The organism is Mesorhizobium sp. 2RAF21 (genome assembly GCF_052115345.1).
Lineage (GTDB): Bacteria > Pseudomonadota > Alphaproteobacteria > Rhizobiales > Rhizobiaceae > Mesorhizobium > Mesorhizobium terrae.
In genome coordinates this window covers 257,546-282,105 of record NZ_JBFRGM010000002.1, presented here as the reverse complement: position 1 = coordinate 282,105, position 24,560 = coordinate 257,546, and the positions used below count along the sequence as shown (strand labels likewise).

The window sequence follows — 24,560 nt, the reverse complement described above, 5'->3', positions numbered from 1 at the left end:
ATTTATGAGCATTACAGAACGAGTGATATTCGAGCAGTTTCCTTACTGGGAAAAGGCGATCGGCTCGATATCTGCCCCGCACGCGGCTGAGCTGACCGTCTTTCTGGGCTGCGGCACCTCCTACAACCTCGCGCTGTCGCTTGCTGCTCAAGCAAATATTTTCGGCCGCCCGGCTATCGCGGTTCCGGGTGGGGAATGGCTCAACAAGCCGGCTGCATTCTGGCCGCGCTGGGAGCGCACGCACGTGATTGCACTCTCCAGAAGCGGCGAAACCACGGAGACGGTGGCGGCAATCAAGGCGAGCCGCACGGCAGGCGCGTTTGTAACGGCTGTGACGGTGGAACAAGACAGTTCCTTGGCGAAGAATTGCGACCGATTGGTCAAGGCCGCAACTCATCCCAGCGAAGGCATCGTCATGACCGTATCGGCAAGCCTCATGCTGTTGCTTTGCCTGGAAATGATCGGGCAGGAAATGCCCCGCGAATTGGTCGGCTCAGCGCAACGTCTGGCTGAAGATGTCGATGCGGTTCTGCCTCGCCTGACCGCCGATCGCTCACATTTCGTTTTTCTAGGCGGTGGTCCCCTTTACGGGCTGGCCCTGGAAGGCGCGTTGAAACTGATGGAGATGAGCCAGACATTCACACAGGCCTTTCACCCGCTGGAGTATCGTCATGGACCAATCAGCCTGGTCGATCGCAGCACGGCCGCCATCATGCTTTACAGCGCAGATCAGAAGCCCGCGGAAGCGAAACTTGTCGCGGAGTTGCAAGAAAAGGGGGCCGTGGTGATAGGCCTTGGCGGTCCGGGCGATGTCGAATTCAATATCGACTGCGCGCCGGCGCTTGCGGGGCTCTGTATGTTGCCTGCCTTGCAGATACTGGGTGAGCGCGTCGCGCAAGCCCGGAAGATCGACACAGTCGCGCCGCGCCATCTGACCAAGGTCGTGAAGCTGGCATGAGCATTTTCATCCAGCGAAACAGGGAAAGTGCGCTGGCCCGACTGAACGACGACCGGATTACGTCGCTGCCACGGGGGATTGCGTCGGTATGCTCGGCGCATCCTTTGGTCATTGAAGCGGTGCTGAGGAATGGCCTTGCCGAAAACACGCCAATTCTCATCGAGGCGACCTGTAATCAGGTCAACCATGAGGGCGGCTACACGGGAATGACGCCAGCCAGTTTTCGCGAATTCGTCGAGAAGATCGCAGGCAGCGTTGGCTTTGCAGTGGGCAATATCATCTTCGGGGGCGATCATCTCGGCCCCAACCCTTGGAAGGCACTGCCAGCCGAGAAAGCGTTGGAGAAGGCAGAAGCCATGGTTGCCGCCTATGTGGCCGCTGGGTTCGAGAAAATCCACCTCGACACATCGATGGGCTGCGCTGGTGAACCTACGGCTCTGCCTGATGATGTGACCGCAACACGCGCTGCCCGGCTGGCTGCGGTCGCGGAAGAGGCCGCGGCGCGTGCTGGTGTCAGACGACCACTCTACATCGTGGGAACGGAAGTACCACCTCCTGGTGGCGCGACCCACGATCTCTCTTCCATTGAGGTGACCCGGCCGCAGGCGGCGCTGCAGACGCTGTCCGTTCACAAAGCTGCCTTCGTCAAGGCTGGCATAGATACTGCCGTTGAGCGCATGATTGGCATTGTTGTTCAGCCTGGAGTCGAGTTCGATAATGCGGGTGTCGCCGTTTATCGCCCTGAGCATGCGCGCCAGCTCAGCGCCGCGCTACAATCCATGCCGGGTTTGGTCTTCGAAGCTCACTCGACTGATTACCAACCAACTGAGGCGCTTTCGGCCTTAGTAGATGACGGTTTCGCTATCCTCAAAGTGGGGCCGGGGCTCACCTTCGCGTTGCGCGAAGCGCTCTATGGCCTCGACATAATTGCGGACGTGCTCAGCGATACCGCGCCAAAAGGCTCTCTGGCGACAACGATGGAAGCCGTCATGCTGGAAAATCCCGGCCACTGGGCGTCTCACTATCCGGGCGACAGAAAAGAACAGCGCTTGCTGCGGCATTTTAGTTACAGCGATCGTATCCGATACTATTGGCCGGATGCACGCGCGCGAGTAGCAGTCGAGCAATTGTTTGCACGCTTCGATCGAGACATCCCTGAAACGCTTGTAAGCCAGTATCTCGGTCGTCTCCATTCTCGCGTGGTCACGGGAAAGGTGATGCCGCGTCCTCGCGAACTTTGCCTGGCCGCAATTCAGGAAGCGCTGGCGCCCTATAGAGCGGCGACCTGTTCTGGACGGCACAGTCGATGATCGTCATGTACGGAATCCAAACCAAAACGTGTGGCTCGATCAACGATAAGCCCGACCGGAGAATGGCATGGCATCGGTAAGCATTGTGAATGTTCGCAAGAACTACGGAGAGCTCGAGGTTCTGCATGGCGTCGATATCGACATCAAGGATGGCGAATTCGTCATCCTCGTCGGTCCTTCCGGCTGCGGGAAATCGACCCTGTTGCGCATGATTGCCGGACTGGAGGGGATAAGTAGCGGCGACATTGCCATTGGCGGACGCATCGTCAATGACGTCGCTCCAAAGAACCGTGATATCGCCATGGTATTCCAGTCTTATGCGCTTTATCCCCACATGACTGTGGAAGCAAATATGGGCTTCTCGCTCCAGCTCGCCAAGGCGCCGAAGGAGCAGATTGATCGGCGCGTGCGGGACGCCGCGCAGATACTGGGGCTCGAAAAGCTGCTGGACCGTCATCCTCGCCATCTTTCCGGTGGCCAACGTCAGCGCGTGGCCATGGGGCGCGCCATCGTGCGGCAACCACAGGTCTTCCTGTTCGACGAGCCCTTGTCCAACCTTGACGCGAAGCTGCGTGTGCAGATGCGATCGGAGATCAAGCAACTTCATCAGCGGCTGAAGACGACTACCGTCTACGTCACCCATGATCAGATCGAGGCCATGACCATGGCCGACCGCATCGTGGTCATGCATGACGGTGTTGTGGAACAGATTGGCTCTCCGCTGGAACTCTATGATTGCCCGGTGAACCTCTTTGTTGCTGGCTTCATCGGCTCTCCTGGCATGAACCTTATTCGGGGTCGGATTGGCACGTCGGAACAACTGGAATTCATTGGCAATGGTGGAGCGCGTCTATCGTTACCGTCTGGTCTGAAGGTGTCGCGTGGCGCCGAGGTAGTGCTGGGAATTCGCCCGGAACATCTGAAACTTGCCGAGCACGGGACACAGGCCGAAGTCATGGTCGTCGAACCAACCGGGTCTGAAACACAGCTATTCGCTCGCATGGGAAGTGACGACGTCGTGTGTACGCTGCGCGAGCGGATCGACGTTGCGCCCGGTGACTTGCTTGCGCTCCTGCCAGATCCCGACAAGTTGCATCTGTTCGATGCTGAAACGGGTTTGAGATTAACTCTATAACATCGCTCGAAACGGTTCCTGTCATGTGGAAGCGAGCAAAATAGGGATCACTGACGACCGACTGATCGGAAATTCGAAGATATTCGCGAGTAGATCGGATCGACGAAATGAAAATAGATGTTCTTGGCATCGAGCAGGCTTACTCGGCAACAAGGCAAGCGCAAGCCGAACTTAGACCTAGCGTGGTGATGGGCTTATCTGCTCTGCTATTTGGATTGACGCGCGCTCTTTCAGCACGTGTGTGTGGAGCTGGCATCATATACTCTTTCCTGGCCGCATTCCTCACGAGTCTAATCACTAGCGGGATGCCTCTGGGCGGCTCTTCAAATGTGGCAATCAGCTATGTCAAACCGTTTGTCGTACAGGCCGAACCACATCATCCGCCCGCTCAGAAAATTATGAAAGCTCCAGGGAGGTTCGCATGGACTACCTCGTCAATCTTTCGCAGGTTCATCCCGACCCTGCGCTGGCGACCCGCATGGAGAAAGCAGGCATAACGATCCGACGTGCGCTGGCTCCGGAATTGGAATTGGTGACCGATTGGGTGCGGCGGGAATTCCAGACGCGCTGGTCGAGTGAAACGGCGATTGCGATGTCTCGCCAGCCGCCATCCTGTTTCCTGGCAACCGCCGATGAAAGACTCATTGGCTTTGCGTGCTACGACACCACTGCGCGTGGCTTCTTTGGCCCAACTGGAGTGGACGAGGCAGAGCGTGGCAAGGGCATCGGACACGCGTTGCTGCTTGTGACACTGCTTGATTTGAAGACTGCGGGGTATGGCTACGCCATTATCGGTGATGTTGGACCAGCGGCATTCTATGAACGCACGGTTGGCGCAACCCCCATCCTCAATTCCGACCTTGGCGTCTATCGCGGAATGCTTCGATGAGCTGATCGAAACCAGGCTGTAAGGATCAAGGTCCTGAGAGACAAAAATGCGAGCTGTCTTCGAGATTTTCTTGGAGCAGCTGCCGGAAGCGGTCTCAAATCATCTGACGACGGACAGAGGAATAGATGTTTTCCATTATTTTCGCCGGTTTGGTTTGCTCGAATTTTTGCGCGCCGTGACGTCATGATACGGCGCAGACCTTTCGACCCGATCGTGGGTCGAGGGGAGGTAGTTTTTATCGCGAAAGCGCGTAGCGAGCGTGGGTCGCGCTCGGTGAATTGACGACGGATTTGACTGTGAGTTCGAGGCACTTGCCGGTGACGTCCTCAAACATCCGCGTTCCTCCGCCTAGCAGGATGGGGCGATGTGAAGAGACAACTCATCTACACGGCCAGCACGTATGAATTGCTGCCCAACATTGGCGCCGCCCATGATGCAGACATCTTTTCCAACCGCAACTGCCTTAGCCGCTTCGATGGATCGGAGTGCTCTGGCGTAGAATAGCGTTCACAAAGCGGAGTTTACGCCGTCAAATGGCCACAGAGGTGATCGTTGTTCTTGCCTGAACGCAGCTCTGGTCGACCATTCTCAATATCGTAAGTGCGGGAGAAGCGTGCGTGGCTAAGGTCGCGTTTGCGTCACCCCGATGCGTGCAAAAGCGGCCGCAGTCCTCTCCAGTTGCGGCAGGTCGCACACTGCTCCCATCGGGTTCCTCTCTGATCCGCCTATTCCTTCGGCATCGTCACCGTGTAGTGGCAAAGTAGCATGATGTCCTCCAAGCGCTCGAGCACAGTGGCGACATCGGCCTTAAGTACACGGATGGTCCAGTCAGCCTCCTTGCCGGTGTCGCTTGCGTTTTTCACATCTATCGCCGCGTCGTTGACGATCTTGTGGACCAGCGAGCCGATATTGGCGGCGTTCTCGATTGCTGGGAGGTCGGGCGTACCCGGCGGGCCGGCCAGTGACATTTTCATATCCGGGGCGGCGTCGGGCGACCGGTTCCTCGGGGCGCCGAAAATCTCCACGCTGTTGATAGTGATCGTGCCGCCCTGGAACAAAAGCGGGAAGCGCTGCTTGGCAAGCGAAATCGTCTGGCTGTGATCCCCCGCGGCGTCGGCGACGTTGCAAAGCCGGTGCCATTCGCTCGGGAATTCGTGCCGAAGGCTGAAGAGACGAGTCTGCGGCTGTACAGCCTCATCCTTCAACTGCTGCGTCAAACTAGCGACGGCAGCGCCTCTCAGCGGCGTGCCGCCGTCCCGGGCGGTATATCTGACGTGCAGCACCACGTCGGATATTGTGTCGTAGTCGAATTGACGGAAAGTCCTTGGAAGCTCGATCCGCCAACGGGAGATCGCGCCGGCGCCTTCGAATGGCAGATAGCGTTCGTCGCGGAAATTGAGTTCGAACAGGCCACTGTCGTTTTGCGCGTTGCTGGTAGCGACTGACTGCATCCGCGTCCAACTGGTGAGGAAACGGTCATCCTCTCCCCCGTCCCGCTCGGCATAGCCGTCGGCCGGTGTATTCTTGATCCGCGTCTTGTCGCGCAGTAGCGTGAGCGTGCAGTTTATTCCGGTATAGGGGCCGACCACGGCCGGGACGCTGATGCCGACGCTCTTGATGCGGCGCATGTAATGGCCAGGGAAATCGACGTCGAACACCGCCTCTGGCAGTTCTATCTCGCACCAGCCCAGTTCCTTGAGCTTGATCAGCTCCAGAGGAGCGTTCATCACCAGTGAGAAGTGTTTGGTTAGTTCGTAGTCGCGCCGGTTTCCATCAAAATAGGCGCGTTCCATCTGCTTGAGCTGGAGATACAGTCGTTCGCCGGACATCAGGCCCTTGCGCATGCTGTCCCATGCCCCGAACTGGATGAAGTTCGAACTGGTCAGGCCTAGTTCGAAACGGTGACAACGTTCCGCCTTCTTGGCCAGGTCATATGCCATCTGGTAGGACTGAAAGAAGATCGTCGAAATGTCGCCGGCCATCCAGCTGTAAAGTTCCTCGCCGGTGAACTTGTTGCGCAGAAATTCCTGAACTTCCTGGCACTGCTCGATCTGCCGCGTTGTATTGTCGAGATCCTGCTGGGCGCAAGCGACGCGGATACCGGCGGCTACAATCTGCTTGTCGATCTGGACGAGTTCCTTGGAGGCCAGATCCTTCTGCAATTTCCATTCGTCCGACCGGCGCTGCCAGCCACCGAGTATGGAAGAGAGATTGGCATGGTAGGTATGAAGTGAGGCCTTGTACCCTTTCTCGCGGCTCTTCGCCTCATGAGCCGGGAGGACGTTGCCACGGCCAAAGGCCGCGGAAATGCTAACGGATGGCGACATGCCGAACGAAGCACCCACAGAGATGTCTGTGGAGTAGGAGGCGATATCGGCCGTTGTTCTCTCCTCCGACTGAGCGTCCTCCTGGCTGGCCTGGGCCTGGGCCAGTTCGTTCAGTTGATTGGTTTCCTCGCCGATACGCTGCTGAAGCTGGTTGTAGAAGTCGAAACGCGCCTGCGTCACGTCGCGCGTCTTCTGAAGGGCGATCTCAGAGGCCTGCGCCTCGGCGAGCTGCTGCTGCTTGAGCTGCTTCGTGAGGGACAGCAGCTCTGCCTCATGTGCGGTTCGCAGGTTGGAGAGATGTTCAGCATCTCGCTTTTCGAGCGCCGCCAGCAGCGCGCTTCCGAGCGTGCGCAATTCTGCCGCCATCTCCATCGCCTTGGCGAGCAGCACGTTGAAGCGGTAATAGGGTAGCGGAGCGCTCAGATCGCTCAGCACGCTGCCGATGTCGATGCCCTGTGCCACAGCCCGGACCAAAAGCGCTGGGTCGATGGGCGGTTCGAACAGCGGCAATTCCCGCACGACGCCTTCGATATTCATGCAATGGCGGATGTTGAACAGCCGGTTGGCGACCGTGTCCCAATAGGCCAGCAGCTTGTCGTTCTGCGGGAGGCAGAAGTAGAAGCTGCGACCGATCCCGAGTAATGCCCGGTTTTGCGTGGCACCGGCGTTCGTCGTGGCACGGTTGCTGAAGGGGAGATCGTTTTCAAATTCGACGAGCGTCTGGTTGAAGGCATCCAGCTTGGCGGCTCGCAGCTCGGCGTAGGTCTTTGCCTCGCCCTGGCCGCGCGCCGGCACCCGCTGCGCCCTCGGGCCAAGCAGAATCGCGGCCAGCACATAGAGCTGTGTCGCCTGATTTATCGTTTCGATCGTGTCCTGCCGGAACAGCTGGTCACCCCAAGCGATCAGGTTGTCGATATATTTCATCACCACGGTCTTTTGATAGGCAACAAGGCGCAGACGAGCGACGCGATGCGGCTGGAAAGGATGGGCTTGGAGATCCTCCCATTGCGCGATCGCGTCCTTGTCTCCTGCGTTCAATGCCTTCAGCAGGTCATCAAGTCGCTGCGGCTGGTTCTCGCGCAAGGGCAGCACGTTCCAGTAGCGCTGTGGCACGGGATCGGAGCCATCGCCGACGGTCGGGTTGAAGATGTAGTGGAACCAGGTCATCGCTTCCTCGAAGCGCTGGTTCTGGCTGAGCCGTGTGGCGATCAGCAGGGGTACGTGGAAAAACAGCTCCCAATTGTAAAGGCTGTAGGCACCGGTGAAAGAGAAATCCACGATGTGCTGGGGCCAGGGCGTGTTGACCGTCGACCATGAGGGGCCGTAGGCGTCGGCAAAGCTGAGGACCTTGGGTAGGTCGGCTGGACGCTGGCTGCCGATCGTTAGCAGGCCGGCGACGCCGTAGCGGTTGAGCCGCCGTCGATATTCCGCCGCATAGGGGTGGAAGAACGTCTCGAAAGTGAAATCGGCCGAGTACTTGGCGACGAATAAGTCCGAGGGCTTGATGACGCCGTAGTGAAAGATCTGACTTTCCAAAGAAAGCGCAGTCGCGCTGATGGACGCACTCGTCGCTGCCGTTGAGGTCAGGAACTGCGCTTGGGCCGCGGCTATGCCAGCTGGACCCGACTGCCAAGGATTCGCCTTGACGCTCAGCAGTTTGAACTGCGGCTCCAGCTGCGCCACAGAGGTCGTCTCATAAGAGGCGGCCTTCGCCGCATAGCTGCCAACGAGATACGGCTTGATACCGTCGGCCAGGTAGGGGGAGATGTCGCTAGGAGCCGAACTCGACGGGTTGACAAGATAGGTTCGCGGCCCCTCCTGCACGAAGAAATGGTCGTTGAGCGTATAAGGCTTTGTGCCGGGGGCGTAGAAGGAAATGAGGTCGGGCGTTCGTGCGAAGACCGGGATCGCCGCATCTGGATCCGCAACCGGCAGGAACTCCATGTCGCCAGCGCTAGCCGCCAGGAAACCGGAATGGTAGGTTATGTTTGAATTCTTGTCGTTCGAGGAAGCAATGCCATTGTAAGTCTGAAGCGTTATTGTGCCCAGTTGCTTAGAGATGGCCGCGTATTCCGGCCCGCCGCCTGTTAGGAAGCCCCCCGGCCCGAAGGGATAGGCCATGCCGATCCCGCCGGCTGGTAGGGCGAAGACGAAATTCAGCTTGTCGCCGACTTTTTCTATGTTCAGCCGAACGCTAGGATTGGCGATAGCAACGGCGACGGTGGCGGGCGTAGTCTGTTTCGAACTCCATTTTCCTTGATGATATTCGCTCCAAGCAAGGCCATACGCCGTGTATCGGTTGTTCGTGGCGAGGTTGGCCTTTTCGATGGTCACCGTCCAGAAGAGATAGAGGCGTCGGTTCCAGATAACCGGCGAGACTTCGTCAGCTTGAATGTCGAGCGGCACCTTTTCCCATGCAGTCCAGTAGGTATAGGTCGGATTGACCGTCACGAACTGCCGGTAGTAGAAGATCCGCGGCGTCGCGAAGCTGCGGCCGAACACATGCAGCACGCTTTGCCGTTTCTCATCGGCTAAGAAATCCCGCTGTTCGTAGAGGCCGCAAATCTCGAGCTGCGACACGGTATCGAGTTTTTCGAGATAGCTGCCCAGGGCGATTTCCGCGGCATCAGCGGTCAGTTCCGCTTGCAACAGATCGGATTCCAGCTCCTTGAAGAACGGACTCTTGTCGTCACGAAGCTCGGCCTCAATCCAGTTCTCGGGAAAAAGGAATATCTTGAGATTGGCTTCCCATACCCGGTAGTTCTGCATCCACGTCCAGCGGTCGCTGTCGATCATTCGGGGAGAGACATGTGGCATTTCCAGATTGAGACGGCAGCGCTGAATGAACAGTTGCACGGACGAGATCGCCTGCTTGATGCGCGAGGTGCGGATGCAGGGACTCATCTCGACGTCGATCAGGAAATGCTCGAAAAGTTGGCCGGGATCCGTGTATCCAAGACGAGGTAGAAGGTAAGCTACGAGTGCGGCGCGCTGCGCCTCGCGCAAGGGGTCCGCTACCAAATGGGCGGCCTCCAGCCAGGATTGATCATCGTATCGCGCCTTGTAGGCGCGTTTGGCCTCCTGGGCGGCCGTGCGCGCCTGCTTCATGTCAGGCACGGCGGCCGCCCAGGAAAAAAGTTGCGTGGTGGGAGCGGCGAGCGATCCGACCAGCCGCATCGCCTTGGCAAAAGCGAGAAGTTTCGCGACGTCGCGATAGTCCGCGTCCCGTAAATCGAACCCCGCGGCGCCCGCGAGGCCCGCAAGCGTTGTCGCTTCGAACCCGGTTGCTTGCTGCAGCCTTTCCAGCGCCAGCGCCGCGTTCGGCGCATCGAAGACCTCGTTCAGCGATTGCGGATCGGCAATCGCCAGGTTTCGCAGCGCGACGAATTCGTTCAAGCTTGACCACGCGGCAAAGAGCTGCGCCGGGGTGGCTCGGAGTGCGTCGACCGGCAACAGGTTCAGGTTCATCGATCCCGCCCGCACCGGGTCCGTCAGCAGCGCGGTTTCCGGCACGGAGAGCCCGAAACCTCCAATCAGCAGGCTGGCCTTGTGCATGCGTATGTAGGTATGGCGCGCGAATGCCTCGACATCGCCGCGTGTCGCGGAATAGAGCTGGCCTGTGGGAATGATTTCAGCTGGCGACGAGGCGCTGCTCCAGCGCAGCTCGAGCAGCGCCGGGACTTCGTTCGGGTCTGCCGAGGCGAGATTGAAATATTCGAGCTTCAGATCGTAGGATCGACCTGCTTCGAGGTCGCTGGAGACGGTATATTCGGTGGGCGGCCCGTCGTTCCACCGGTCGATCAACAACGCGCCGTCGATCGTCAGGCGCACGCCACCGCCTGCCCGTAAATGGAATTGATAGGTCTGCGTTTTTTCGGAGACGAGTTTGCCGGTCCAGCGGGCGCCGAGCGCGACGCCCGGATCCCACCCGAACGAAACGATTGGGTCCACAACGATCCTGACCGCAGGAGCGGTCAGCGTTTTGTCGGCGAAATATTCGCCAGTCAGGCCGTCGCCGCTCAGCGCGAGAAAATCCGAGATGGCGGGCACGGTCTTGTCTGCGTCCGTGCCAAGCGGCAGCACGCTACCGTTCCCTTCCAGGAGCAAAGCCGTCACCGACGGATCGAGACCGAGGGCACCGGCGAGTGTCTGTTTGATCAGAGCTCGACTGAGGGCAATGCGAAACTTGGGCAGCGCGGCGGCAAGAAAGGCCTTGAATTTAGCGGCAACGCGCGTCGGGTCGACACTTCCGTCCGCGCTGAGAGTTGGAGCCTCGAGAACAGCGGTCCGCAGGTCTTTCTCCGCTGTCGGCCATTCCAGCCGAGCGACCAGCGTCTGCGTCAGCAGGCTGCGGGGCTGATCGTAGAGCGACTGCACCGCCATCCGATAGTCGTTCACGCCCGACAGGCCTAGGAGCACGGCCTTGGCGGCGTCGGTAAGCCAGCCAGATGACATCAGCAAGCGGCTCTTTCCGTTGTAGCTGACAGAACCCGCCGGCAAGACAACGCCGGCCGGCAATACAGCCAGCGGGGCGCTGTAGACTGCCGTGCCGGCTATGAGACCGGCGAGCTGCTCGACGATGTGCGGTTCGAAGAGCTGCGCCAGCTTGGCGCGCGTCAGCTCGCCGTTCGGATCGTCGGAAGCGATGTTGTCATTGGCGATACTCACGAGCCCATCACGAATGATGGCCAGTTGCTGCCCGATCGTCTCGCCTGCTGGTGCAATGGAGGGAAAGGCGTCAGCCGTGCCGCCGAACAGATAGTCAAGTGTCGCCGGCTTGAATGACGTTTTGGCCAAATTATTGGCAAGTCTGACGAAATCGAGCGTTCGTGCCGGATCGATGTCGGCCTCGTCGAAATCCTGGTTGCTCTGCGACAGCCTGCTGAATGGGCTCTTGCCTGCCAGTATCTCAAGCGTGATGACATCCTTGATGGCCATATGCAGTGCCCGCGCCAGCGTCGCATAGCGATAGAGCACGGTCGCCGTCGCCAGCGTCAGCGGAGTATTGTCGTCGGCAAAGGAGGTCGTTGTCGCCGGCACCCCCGGCGCCGACGTCCAGCGCGCATGCTGGCGGATCAGCGTGAGGTCGGTTGCTCGCGTGCGCAAGCCCGCCAACAGCGCCGGCAGATGATCGACGAGCCTCAAGCCTGCCGCCGTCAGGTAACCGCCATCGACAGGCTGAAAATCCGGATCGACATTCCTGACGGCCCGGTTGAGGAACAGGGAGTTGTAAAGGGCGTCGTCACCGTTGACCGGAATGTTTCCCCAGAGGCTCAAGAGTTTCTGCAACGGCAGGTCTAGCTCGCCTTGCAGTTGTGTGATCTGTCCTAGCTGTCGCAGAAACTTCGCTGTGATGTCCGCAGCCTGAAGCGCGGTCATAGTGCGGTCCAGATCGACAATGGTCCAGCCGGTCTTTCGCCAAAGGCGGATGAATCGGTGCAACCGCGCGAGTTCAACATCGTCGAGCGACGTGCCATCCAGATGCAGAAGGCGAGTTAGGCTGAGGTCGCAAGCCGAATCAGGCGCATCGAGCACCAGCATCTTGCTGATTGTGGCGAATTGCTCTGCGGCCCAGGTCTGCAACTCGGCGATTGTCATTCCGGCGCTGGCCAGTGCCGACAGCGTCGGAGGATCGGGATTGGCGAAATTGTTCGCGACCAGCCGGGCAAGTGTGCCGAAGCCTATCGGAATGCGCTCGAATGCCTCCAGAGCCGCTCCATGCGGCCGCGAAGGATTGAGATAGCGTGTGCCAATGAGGGCGATGAGATCGAGGTAGGCCACGCCGGTGCGAGCCAGGAGAGTGGGAACCTGCGTCAACCGCTCGACCCAGGAAGACGAGCGCACTCCTGCGGCACCCCAGGTGGCGTCGCCGCTGAAAAGCGTGAAAGCCATGCCCGCCAGGCTCGCGCCCCCCAGTCCGACGTGACGGGCTGGAACCTCGAGCCTGACCCAAGCGCCTGTCGCCGGCATCGGGCCCATATAGCGGCGGCTCGCGGTCGCCTCGACGCCCCAATCGAACTTGCTCTCGCCCCAGTAGGCGCGATGCGACCAGGTCCCGTCGAAGAACTGCAGCATGAGCATCCGCGGCGGGTTGGCCGGGTCGAGAAAGACCTCGGCAAAAAGAAAGTCATCCGCGGCGACCTTCAGCCCGTTCGGATCGGCGACGCTGTCGAAAAAATGCTGGTGGAGGCCTGGGTTAAGTGCGGAGGCGTGTGTGTTTGCTCCCGACGGAGGCGGCGGCGCGAAGGGCGCGAAGGCCCAGGCGTCGCCGAGAACATGCTGGACGGCGCCAACTGGCAGTCCGCCCGAGACCCAGGCGATGTCTGCGGGGGCCGGCGGTGCGTTGAAGCCGTAGAACCCGGAAACCGGTGGCAAGGGCGGAACCGGCGGCGTGCCGTCGAAGCGGGCGCCAGTGAGAATAGTATATTCGTGCTCGGTCATCGAAAGCGCTTCGACATCGAGCGCGGTATCGAAGGCTGCACTCTTGTCCTTGCGGAAGACCGACATCACCTCGTGCCGGCTCGTACCCATCTGCTTCAAAGTCAGGCGCAGGGAGGTGATCGGTTGATGAAACGGGAGGGTGAAGGGGTAGACGGCGCCCTCCAGCCGATCGTAGGCGGTGTCGCGGATGTTTTCAGGATTGGCGCCGAGTTCGGCGGCCGTCACGCCCGGCGAGCTCTCGTTCGGCGCCGGCACGGCCGGCACAGCGACATTACCATCAGCGTCGGCCTTCAACGGCAGCGACTGCCTGAACGCAACGTAGCTCTCCAGCACCTCGTTGACGAGGTCGACATAGGGCATGGTCGTGTTGGTGTTTTCGCAGGAGAGCTGAATATAGGCCAGGTCCGGCCGGCGGCCGATGATCGGCGTTCCGTCTGCCCAGGTCTTCTTGGCGTTGCCGATCAGGACGTCGAGTGGTGTTATGCCGGGGATGTCCGGCCCGAGAAACTGCAGCAGATCGACGAGGTAGGCGGCCGGGCTATGGACCGAGCGGCATTGCGGACAGTCACAGAATTCGGCTGAGCCGAACAGTGAAGAATAGTCCGGCCTGTTCTGCGAGATGACGTCATCGAGTTTGTCCTGGTCGCTCACAATGCGCCTCCTGGAACGTCGCTGTTCATCGCGTTGTTGAAAAGCACGTACTGATGAACCGCGGCGGCGCTGATGTTGGTCGCGCGGTTGATCACCATCCGCGCTTCGGTTTCGCCCGTCAGAGGCGTCAGAATGTCGAGCGCGACGTCTGGTGGCAGTTCGGCGATGTCGCGCGCCGAATTGAATCCCGCTTGCACCAGTGCCTTCACCGACAGCGGGCTGGAGCTGAGACGGAACAGTCGCTGCAGACGCTTGACCTGCGCGATCACCAGCGGCCGTTGCTCAGCCTGAATGTCTTTCAAAAGGTCGTCACCATGCGCAGCCAGCAGATCATTGATCCGGCCCTCGACGAGATCGAACTGTGCCTTGCGCACGGCGTCCGACAGGAACTGGGTAACGGCGGGTTGGGTATCGGCGAACGCTGTCGCCGGCAGAGTGGCTACGAGATTGGCAAGCGCTGCCGTCGGATGGGCTATCTGCACCGCGGAGGCAAGACTTGCCGCATAATTGGCCCTTCGTTCTTCCGGGTTGCCCGGAACGTCATCGGGAATTGAGATTTCCTCATTGTCGATCAGCGCTTTCCATTTGTCCTGAGTGTCAAGCGCGAAGGCGAGTTCGCCGATATTGCCGATGTCGGGGTGCCTGGCACGAACAGCGCCGACCAGCGCGATGTTGTTCTGCGTCAGGGCTCCGAGCTGAAGCCCGTATTTCACCTTGGCGATTTTTTGTGGGTCGCCGAAACCGGGCAGGGTCGCGAGCTTCTGCCAGAATTCGGCGGTGGTTCCGACATGGTCGGAGAAAGTGCGCCACAAGGTTGCCTGCTCGCCGGCATCCGGCAGATCGGTGCCGATCAGATCCGCGAGCGACGGCGCTCTTTCGCCTGCATGATAGTTTGGAAGGATGCGGGCAAGCCGGTCGCTGATGGCTCGGACGCTCTCCTCAAGACGTGCCTCCGGCGAGAAGGGAGCGATGATCAGAGGCATGCCGGTACTGGCTCTCTTGAGCGCGCCGCGCAGATCATCTGTGCTTGCACGAGCGAGCGCGATCACATCGGTCCCGACCCCGGAACGGGCGAGGCCATAGAAGACGGCGGCGCCGACGCTGTTTTCAAACGGGTCGCGCGCAAGCCGGAAGGCGGCCACAAGCGTAGCTATGCGGGAACGTTCCAGGCCGGTTTCGCGCGCGGCGAAAGAGATGTCGCGATGATTGTCCTCATCGAAGCGCTGAAGCATGGCGCCGACGAGCGCCTCCTGCCGCGCAAAGTCGGCATTGTCCGGTATGGCTTCCGGTACGAGCGGTACCAGCGCGAGGATCAGTTGCTCGTATTCCGAAGGCGGCGGCATTTGCACGCCGCCGGCGATCACGATCCGCACCTCCTCGACCCGGCGGGCCTCGATCCCCATGATCAGATCGTCATCGGATACTGGCATTTCCTCGGTAATATCCTTGCCGTCCGGAAGCCGGACGATCCGGAGCGCGTCGACCGAGCGGCCGTCACGGCCAAGAGCGAAGATCAGATCGGGAATGAGGGTCCCGCTGGCGGGAATATCACCAGCCGCAAAATCGGCTGTCTTGTATGCCAGCTCGAACCAGCCGGTCTTGCCGTCGCCGCGGCTTTTGGTGGCGTCACTGCCAAGAAGCTGGCCTGTCAGCGGGCTGTCGCGGCGAAAGAACAGGTCGCGGTCGTAGACGCTGACGGCAATACCGTTGACCGGCCCGCCGGCGTCGATGATCTGGCCGCGCACGACCCATTCCGGCTGCGGCGCGTCGAGCGCGCCCAGTTCCTGCAGCAACCGGTTGAGGACGTCGGCGGTCGGCTGGTCGACGACCTCGCCTGGTGACAGCTGGAACTGCTGCCGGACGGTGACAATGACATTGCCGGTGCCGGTACTGTAGATCCCGGCATCCCGGTCACGGCGCAGGCCCGCCTCGAGATCGTCGCGCCGATCGTCAGGCAGGCGAATGCGCTGCTTGTCGATCAGCAGCAACAGGGCATCTTGCACGTTGGCAACCGCATCGGCCGCAGTGCCGGGGCCGATGGCAGGCGGCGGAGGATTTGCAATCGGCTTCATGGCTGCGCTGCTCCTTTCGTTCGAGGATCTCGGGATTGTCGAAGCTTGTTATTTTGCCCTTGCTCATGCTCGTGCTCTGGCTCCCATCACCCCACCTGCGCTTGCTATTCCCTATGGAAACGCGGGCATCAACGTTCCGCCACCGGTGGCAGCGCCGGTGGTGGCGCCAGCTGTGCCCAAACGCAATGAGGGACCCAGTGCGCGAGATACAATGAAGCCAAGGGTGAGCATCGCCACCCAGTCGATGGCACCCTGCTCAAGTGGCTTATCGGCTTCTTCGAGGCGACGAAGTTGCTCGGGGGTCAAGCCGCTCGGTGTGCGTTGCTCGGCCGGGTGCGGCAACGCAGGTTGGGGCGATACCGGTGTCGGATGGGCTGGGGTCGACGGAGGTAACGGCGCGGGATCGGGCTTCAGTACGTCTTGTTTCGGAGGCTCAAGCGGTGTCGGGCGTCGCGGCAGCAAAGGCTTGGGCTGGTTGTGTGGTGCCGTGCGTGCATCTGGCTGGGGCAGCGAATCTTTCTTTCTGCGCGTGCCGGGCCGGCGTTCAAAGTCGGCGTTCTGCTGCGTCTTCTTTCCGCTCTGGATTCCGCTTTGCTTTGGTCTTTTCGCCCAATCGGAATCCTCACCTTTCGTTGACGGGCGACCTTCCTGAAGGCGTTTGATCCGGTCCTCGATGCTCCTCTGTCGCTGTTGACCTTGACCTCGCTTGTAGCCCTCACCTTTGCGTGAAGGATCAGCGTCGAAATCGTCGGGTTCGTCGCTAGGGGGCTGGCTGCTAGGGGGCTGACTGCTAGGGGGCTGACTGCTTGTGGGGGGGGCGCTGCCGGGAGGTTGGCTCGGCGGTGGCCCTGACATCGTGGCCCGTTTGTCGGTACTGGTGTTCTGAGCGGGTGGTCCTTCGCGCCAAATCTGGTGAATATCGGTGTCTTCCGGGTGCTGTGGGTCCAATCCGGATGGGTCGACGAAACAAGTCGGACATGCCCCGGCGTACAGGTAGAGATTCAAGCCTCCTGAGATTCCGATCGGATCACACGAAATCCATCTTCCCATCCACGGTGAGTAGTATCGCTCGCCGTGGCAGCAGAGGGCGGTCTCCTCGTCCCGTTCCTTGCCGGTAAAACGGTAGCGCTTTGGCGTTTCGGCTTGACTGCGGGCGGACTGGTAGGCGGTGGTGCCGTAAGGGTGATATTCCTCGTAGGAAATCACCTGCGCCTCGCCATCGACTTCGAGCACCGCCGAGCCTAGGTGATTGCCGAGTTGGAACCGTATGAGCTGGCGCGGTGCCGGATCCGCGCCGGCAAGGCGCGTTCGTGTTTCGACAAGTGCGACACGTCGTTTGTCGTCCATGACATGCAACGTCTCGCGCTCCAGTTTGACCGTTTGGCCGTCGGCCTCATAAGCGCGATAGATTTCGATGTTGCCGAGGTAAATGCGCTCTTCCCTCGGCTTGCCGTTCGCCGCATCGGTGATCTTGCGCACGCGCTCGCCGGTCGCGTCATAGACATACCAGGTCTTTTCCGCTGCTCCGCCATTGTTGAGCCGCCGTTGGGTGGCGCTCAGCTGGTCCTGGAAATCCCACTCCATCACCGACAGGTGCGGCATGGAAGTCATATTGCCACGCGCGTCGTAACCGTACCGGGCGGTGTACCCAGGCGCGGCCGGATAGTCCGGCAGATTGTCGGGATCGGCTGGCAGCCGGGTGGCGACAAGGCGGTTGCCGGCGGGCGTATATTGGTAGCGGCGCGTCCAGCGTAGGATCGCCCCGCCGGCATGGCGCAGGCTCATGATGTTGCCGACTGGATCGTATTCGTAATCCTCGCTGTAGCGCTGCAGTGCCTCTGGGCTGTTGGGAAAAGGTATGCCGACTACGGGCGCAAACGACGCGGCATCGCGCTGAGCGTTGTTTTGCGCGGCATGCTCCCGCCCTTCGGCCCGGATCAGTCTGTAGAGCGGATCGTAGATATAGGCGTTGCTTGGCGCGATGGTGGAATTGTCGAAGAAGACCGTTTGCTGCGCGTCGTCGCGGATGGCGGTGATGTTACCGACCGGATCATAGCTGTAGAGTAAGTCCTGCAGCATCCGCCTGTCGGCCTGTTGATGCCCAGGACGCATGCTCTCAAGGCGGCTCAGCCGGAAGGTGTCCGGCTCATAAGTATAGCGGATGACGATGCGGTGCTCCGCTTCGTTCTGCTCGGCGAGGATGCGCTGGCCCTTGGCGTTGTAGTCGATATTGGCGACAGCGTGCAGCGTTGCAGTGGCAGGATCCAGCAAATTGGGTGGCTCGCCGGCAAGCTCCAGCCAGACATCGACACGCTCGAGCAGGTTGGCTGCGTTGTAGCCCGGGCGGATGACGTCAAGCGTCGCGCCCGGTCGGTTGCTGTACGGGGCGACGTGCTGGACTTGCCTGTTGAGCGCGTCGTAACGGGTGCTCTGGCTGAAGATTTCCGCATTCAGTGGAGGCGCCCGCGACCAGTCGGGAAACTGCTTGTAGTCTTGCAGCAACTGACGCGTGCTGCGCAACGCATTGCCCTTGAAGTCGAAGGCCTCCGCGTCACCAGTCGCCGGAATGGTCCCGGCACTGGTCCCAAGGCCGGCCTTGTCGTAGTGCCTGTAGACCCGTCCGCGCAGGTTCAGCTTGCGGGTCTGGTCGTTGGCGGGGGTGTCCGGCAAGCCGTTGCCTGGTGTGTCGCCGTAAAGCACTCTTTCGAACTGGACGACCTTGTTTTGATCGGCTGGATCGGCGCCCTTGACATAGGATGCCGCAGGGCGGTGCAGGGGATCATAGGCGACGTGGAACATGTGGCCGCGACTGTCCCACGCCACCATCGGCTTGCCCGCGGCGTCGTTCAGCGTCCAGCGGTCGCCAGCATCGGCGTTATGCTCAAAGAGAAGATTGCCTGCAATATCGTAACCGGGCGCGAAGTTCGTTGGGTTATCAACCTGGCCGTCTGGAGCCGCCGGCAGGATGTATTGCATCGCCAGATTGCCGCGAGCGTCTCGGATCCAAAGCGCCTTCCCTTCGGCATCGAGCCGTGTGAATGTCGGGTACATCCTGTCTTCGACGGCACCCGCCCCAGTCTTTACGCGGTTGTGCGCGATGGCGATCACCGCGCGGCCGAGACTATCAAGAACGGTTAGGGTCGGTGTGCCAGCATGATCGGTTGCCAGTTGCGCCGCGCGTTTCTCCTCCGCCGTGGCAGCACCGGCCGTCTTCCTCGCATACCAGCTGTTGCCGGGCTCCAGCACTGTGTCGTTGCGATCGAAACTGCGCACATGCCAAGGCGAGAACTCGTCGCGCTCAAAACTACCGTCCGGCATTTCCCGACGCACGATCCTGCCGATGGCATCGTAGTAGACGACCGTTGCCACTCCTGCTGCCTCAGGCTCCTCAAAACGATGCCCGATGGCAGCAGCACTGAAATAGGGCTCGTATTGTTTGACCGGATTACCCTTGTTGTTGAAGATGACCTTGCCGGTGGCTACCCAACGCAGAGGCTGGCCAGCCACTTCTGGCTCGGCCTGAATTTTCCTGACGATCGCGGTTCCGAGGCCGTCCGAATATTCTAAGGCTACCTGCAACGGACTTGCCGCGCCTGCGGCAAGCTCACGGACGTGCTGCTCGCGCAGGATGGTGCAGGCGCAAGCCGGGTGCTCCGCCCACTGGGTCGTCCGCGTGCCGTCAGCAAGCAGCTGTTCGATCTCGCCAAAATCGTAGATGTGGCGGACTGTCGCGTTGGCGAGCCAGTCACGTGCCTGCGCCTCATCGAGATTGACACCGTCGAAGAAGGCCCGCAGCGCCATCAGCGGTGGCTGCGCGCGAGCAAGATTGGCGACACTGGCATCAAATCCGGAGAGATCGTCGGCCTCGTCACCCTTTCCCTTCAGCGCCATAGCTGTTGGAAAGCCAAGCACGTCGAAGAAGACTTCGGAGAGATTGTCGTTGACGTCGCGCATCTCCCGCGGAGCGAGCACGCGGTAGTCGAACCGGGCGACGCGAGCGGTGTTGTCGAGCGCGTCGGTGCTCGCCGCAACAAACAGATCGCAACCATCATAGGTCACGCTCGTGACATTGCCGAAGGCATCGGCATAGCGGACTGGAAGATAGAAGTGTGTGGCGGCGTCCCCTGCAAAGCCGGCGATGCCGGATCGGACCCAGTATTGCCCGGCCAGCTGGGCAGGTGGGATCGAGGCGAAGCGTACAGCAAGGGCTGCGCCGCTGAGGTAGCCGCTGGTTCCGGGGTTGTCGAGCAGATCGCGGGCGTTGCGCGGGCCGTCTATGACCTGATCGAGCTTGCCGGTGCCGTCGGCGTTCTTGAAGACCGCTTCCAGCAGGCTGTCTGTAAGCGCCAACTGATAGTGTTCGAAAACCAGGCCGAGCGGTCCAGGTTCGCCGAACGGAGCCGGATTTGCGAGATCAGCCGAGAAATAGAGCGTTCGTTGGTGCTCGATGAGGCGCTTCTGCCAGCTGACCCCGTCGGGAATTGAATGGTAGGGGATGTCGGCCACTGCAACGACATCGGCAACTGGCACCGTCGGAGGATAGTAAGTGCTCAGCGCCCATTTCGCCAGTTCGCCGATGGTGAGGTAATCGCCACCTCTGCCGTCCGGAATGGCAAGTTCATAGGTCATCGTCTCGCATGGCACTCGCAAGCGTTGCGCGTCGATGTCGAGATGGTCCTTGGTGTAGCGCGTCTCCTTGTAGACGAGGTGGCGTTGCTTCTGGACACTGCGGATCGCCGCCAGCGTGCCGGCGTTAAGGGCATCCTCTTCAAACAGACCGACGCGCGGATAGACGATGTCAACCGTCTGAAGCACGTTGCCGTACCCGTCGTGGCGCAGGTTCAGCGTGTGGGCGACGCGCGGGTCGGGGCGCACGCCAGCGGGCATCAGGGGCAGTTCGTAGTGATAGGTAACAGCCTCGCTCTCCGTTACGAGGAAGACCGCATAGGCGTTGGCCTCGTGCGGCTGAAGCCGGCTGATGCGACAGTTGTGATAGGCGGTGGAGAACAGCTTGACAGGGATATGCCGAGGATCGCCAGGGCGTTCCAGGGCGTCGAGATCGAGCTCATAGACCTCCTGTCGCAGCACAAAGCCCTTGCAAGCGCGAAGCGCTTCGCGCCATTCCACCGTGCTAAGCTCTTCGTTCCCAAGATCGGGTGCAGGCAACGATTTCTCCGCGAAACCCGCCGGCAGAGGAGCCCTCAGCCAGTTTGGAAAATATTCGTGCGCAAACTGCGTAAGGATGCGTTCGCGATCCAGGAAAGCGCCAGTATGATACCAGGTGACGGTCTTGACAGGCGGCTGGTGGAGCGCTCGATCCTCTGTGATATACGGACTGGTGGCGTTGCCGGCGGTGAACTCGCCATAGGATTCGGTGTCGACCTGCTCCACTCGGCCGAAGCCGCGAAATTCCCGCTCGTCGCCGTCGAAATAGCCGTGATGATACGAGTAGGCCGAGGCAAAACTGGTGTTGCGCCATTTGTCTGTGATGGTGACTTTCTCGACCACATGCACGGGAAAGGACAGACGGGTAACCCAGGGCGTGCCGTTGAGCCGGTCCTGCAAATAGAATTTGGTGGAGGAAGCGTAATCTATCCGCGTCTCCGCACCAAGATTGTTGGCGACCCTGACAAGCAGATGCGGCTTCCTTCCGCCCATCAGGTCGACATAGCGCATCTGCACCCCACCACCGTCGCCGAGATGCGGCGACGACCAGACGAGGCAAGCCGTGCCGTTGCCGAAGAGATCGATCGGCACGACCGACACCAGGTCGTCGATGCGTGGAAAGGCGGCGACCGTCTGAGGCAGACTCCAGCCGTTGCCGGAGAGATTGAAATAGAGGCGGACACCTTCGCGGTGCAGATAGATGATGTCCGTCGTGCCGCTGCCGTCGATATCGGCCAGACGCACGCGGCTCTGGCGGAACTGGTCGAGACTATCGAAGTCCGGCGACCTCTCCATCGTGACCTTGGCGCCGAAACGGCTATAGCCCAGATTAGGCCAGTAGCAGACCTCGCCACTGCGGATGCGCACCAGATCGGTCAGGCCATCGCCACTCATATCGGCAAGATAGATGGACTGGGAGGCGTCCGAGAAAACCAGTTGTGGCCCCAACTCCTCGTCCCGCCCCTGCCAAGATCGTTCCGCCGCACCGAAGCCGTCCTCTCCCAAGGAGAGGTGCCAGACGAAGGTATCATCTTCGGTGATCAGGATGTCGGCGTGTCCGTCACCGTCAAGATCGATAAGCCGGGTATTGGGGTCGTGCACGGTGCGTCTTACAGAGGAGGAGAAGGGGCGGAAGGGCAGCCAACTTTCGTCCTCATCATGCTCGTAGAAGCCGGGAACGGGGCCGTCGAGAACCACAAGATCCGGCTGGCCGTCGCCTGCGAGATCCATGAATTCGGCCGCGTCGCCGACGAGCGAAAGGTTGGGCTTCTGCGCGACGAGCTCGGACGGTGCAAATGCGGGCTGCCGCCAGCCCAGAGGACTGAGATTGCGCTTGTAGAACCAGCCAGCGGCCTGTTCAGTCAAGATGCCGGGAATGCCCTCGCCATGCAGGTCCAGCCATCGGTAAGAGGCGGTGTCGAGCCCGTTCGGCAGGTTTTCCAGGCTCTTGGCATCAATGTCGTGGACGGTTTCTTCCACGACAGGTTGCGTGTATTCGAATGTGACCGGCGGTGTACCTCGGCGGTCGTAACCGGTGGCGTTGCGCCGATAGGACATCTGCCTGACAGAGGTGAGAAAGGCGTAGACCGGGCCGGAAATAACATCAGGGCCATGCTGACCGTCATGGCCAAGATCTGTGGAGCGAACCAGGCAGTTTCTGCCGACCTCATCGTCTTCCGGAAAATGATGGAACATCAGCGCGCGGCGGCAAAGGCGCGTCGTGCGCAACTCGAAGCCAGGCCGGTAACTGGAAAATGCGTCCGCCCGGTAATCCCATGTCCCCGCATCGTCCGGCTTGGGTGCGTCACCGTCGTGTTCGCCGTAGTCGAAGACCATTTCGAACAGGAAGCCGCCCTGGGCAATCAGGTCATCGATCTTGGCCTTGTCGAGAAAGCGGGGGCGACGCCCTTCCTCCTCCAGCAGCGGCACGCGGTTGCCGTAATAGATGTGCTTCAGATAGCGGTTGGCAGTGCGGCGCCGGTCGTTGGGTCTGCCGCGGTTGCGTTCGCAGGTCCTGCCGTAATCGACCCTTTCGCCGTCCTCGGCCTTGTAGCGATAGAGAACCGCATTGCCCTTGTCGTCACGAGTCTCGCAGATCAGCCAGGAAAAGATGCGAGCGCCATTCTCCGGATCGAAGATGCGGGAGTTGGCATCGCGACCGTAGAGAGTGAGAATGTTGTCGCGGGTGATGGACCGCCAGTGGACGTCCTGCTGATCGGAAAGCAGCGTCCAGCGCTCGATGCGGGCAAATTGCCCTTCGATGCGCGGGCGGTAGCGGCGCACGCGGTAGCCGTCGATCTCCTGGTCATCAAGGAGAATATGGCCCTGCTGATCGCGTGACCAGCGGCCCGCCATATCCTGCTGATAGGCAGCGACGAGGTCCTCAGCACCCGACAGAAGGAATATGTCGGAATCCTTCGTGTTGTCGTGGCCGTCCAGATACCGCGGCAGCCCTTTGTCGGTCTTGCGGGTGATCGACGGAAGAGAAAGACTCCAGCCGAAGCCAAACGGACCGTTGCCCGAGCTGGAATCGTAGGAAAGCGACAACGAGGGGCCAAATCCCGTGCGTCCCGGGCTCGTCGCGATCGGCACCGACATCGCACCGATACCGGTTACCGGGTTGGCGGCAAATTTCTCGCCGATGCCGCGAACGGCACCGCCACCCTTCGGTAAGGTAATGGCCGGTGGTACGACGGCTTCAAATGGCGTCGCCGCGGGGGACTTTTCTCCAGACATTCGACCCTCTCAATCGAGAAGTCACAATACGTCGGCATAAAGTCTATGTGAGTGGATGCGCTTTTTTTGAAACAGATCAGGTGCTGGTGAGAGAGCTGTCGCGGGCGACGATACACTTCCTGCCGGTACCGGAATTCAATTCAACGCCAGCAACCGGCCCGTTCAGCCGATATGGTCAATTGATGGCACCCTAATGTTCGTGTCACGCCAGTATCGGAGACGTTCGACAAACTATCAACAAGAATTTCTTGAAATCAGTTAGACCAAGAAGGCCCACCACCCGACGTGCCCTGCAACACTTTCAACCAAGTCCCCTTTGCGCAAAAACCAGGGTCTCGATTCCGTGGTGATTGGCACGAACCCTGATGCGAAAGTCACCGACTAGGTTCCCGATGAGTTGGGTGAACTCAGTACCGTATCCATTTCCAAACTTCGGAACCAGCCGGACGAACAGGCGGGCCGGTTGCGGACCACATCATTGTCCATCACGTCAACTCGGAAGGCTATTGCTTCGCTTCGCCAGTCCGTAGCAGGTGCGCGCCGGTCTATTTCCACAAGTGATCGAATGATAGGTGGTTCGCTTTTTTAGATGCCATCCAGCACTTTTCCACCACTGACGACGAACCAGAAATGAAACATAATTCGGAGCCATTGGCTGCAGTTGATCGACGGCGGTGCGCGGCGACGTCCAGGAAATCGGCGGGGGTGAAACCGTCACGGCAAACCCGGCCTGCACTCTCACTCTCTTGGCGTTGCGGGGTCTCCTCGCAGAAGGGGGTGGCAGAGACTTTGGCTCGGGCGCAGAGGAAGGCTTTCGCCCTCGTTTATGTTGCTCGCATTGAACCTGTCGGGTCTGGCTTGCCCGAAGCATCAGG

Annotated in this window: 8 protein-coding genes and 1 pseudogene; 4 read left to right on the top strand and 5 right to left on the bottom strand. The window is 60.3% G+C overall.

Translation table 11 applies throughout. The features are described from left to right. The first annotated feature begins 4 nt into the window (after positions 1–4). The 4 genes from AB4136_RS04125 (at position 5) to AB4136_RS04110 (ending at position 4,292) form a co-directional block, all read left to right on the top strand. Positions 5–958: an SIS domain-containing protein gene (locus AB4136_RS04125; RefSeq protein WP_065997452.1), complete on the top strand. Its 954-nt coding sequence runs from the start codon at positions 5–7 to the stop codon at positions 956–958. Next, complete coding sequence (locus AB4136_RS04120; RefSeq protein WP_137902117.1) at positions 955–2,268, top strand: D-tagatose-bisphosphate aldolase, class II, non-catalytic subunit; 1,314 nt, start codon at positions 955–957, stop codon at positions 2,266–2,268. Before AB4136_RS04125 ends, AB4136_RS04120 begins: the two co-directional genes overlap by 4 nt. A 67-nt stretch (positions 2,269–2,335) precedes the next feature. Continuing rightward, entirely contained in the window at positions 2,336–3,403 is a 1,068-nt protein-coding gene (locus tag AB4136_RS04115; protein ID WP_065997448.1) for an ABC transporter ATP-binding protein, read from the top strand. Positions 3,404–3,824: 421 nt separating this feature from the next. Further along, the gene (locus AB4136_RS04110; protein ID WP_065997447.1) at positions 3,825–4,292 is read left to right on the top strand and encodes a GNAT family N-acetyltransferase; all 468 of its coding nucleotides are present in this window, start codon (positions 3,825–3,827) and stop codon (positions 4,290–4,292) included. A 348-nt stretch (positions 4,293–4,640) separates the two neighbouring features. Here AB4136_RS04110 and AB4136_RS04105 read toward each other — a convergent pair whose 3' ends face one another. From AB4136_RS04105 to AB4136_RS04085, 5 genes and pseudogenes are all read right to left on the bottom strand, one after another. Further along, positions 4,641–4,769 (bottom strand): dihydrofolate reductase family protein, encoded by a 129-nt coding sequence (locus tag AB4136_RS04105; protein ID WP_353844570.1) that lies wholly within the window; start codon positions 4,767–4,769, stop codon positions 4,641–4,643. A 248-nt stretch (positions 4,770–5,017) separates the two neighbouring features. Beyond that, positions 5,018–13,420 carry a neuraminidase-like domain-containing protein gene (locus tag AB4136_RS04100; RefSeq protein WP_441930409.1) on the bottom strand — a complete coding sequence of 2,801 codons (8,403 nt, stop codon included), beginning with the start codon at positions 13,418–13,420 and terminating at the stop codon, positions 5,018–5,020. A 21-nt stretch (positions 13,421–13,441) separates the two neighbouring features. Continuing rightward, positions 13,442–13,711 (bottom strand): annotated as a pseudogene (locus AB4136_RS04095) (hypothetical protein); the annotation flags it as partial. After that, positions 13,708–15,699: a hypothetical protein gene (locus AB4136_RS04090; protein WP_441930323.1), complete on the bottom strand. Its 1,992-nt coding sequence runs from the start codon at positions 15,697–15,699 to the stop codon at positions 13,708–13,710. The gene AB4136_RS04090 and the pseudogene AB4136_RS04095, both read right to left, overlap by 4 nt. A 195-nt stretch (positions 15,700–15,894) precedes the next feature. Next, positions 15,895–23,685, bottom strand: a complete 7,791-nt coding sequence (locus AB4136_RS04085) for a SpvB/TcaC N-terminal domain-containing protein (protein ID WP_065997441.1) — start codon at positions 23,683–23,685, stop codon at positions 15,895–15,897. Between the last annotated feature and the right edge of the window lie 875 nt (positions 23,686–24,560).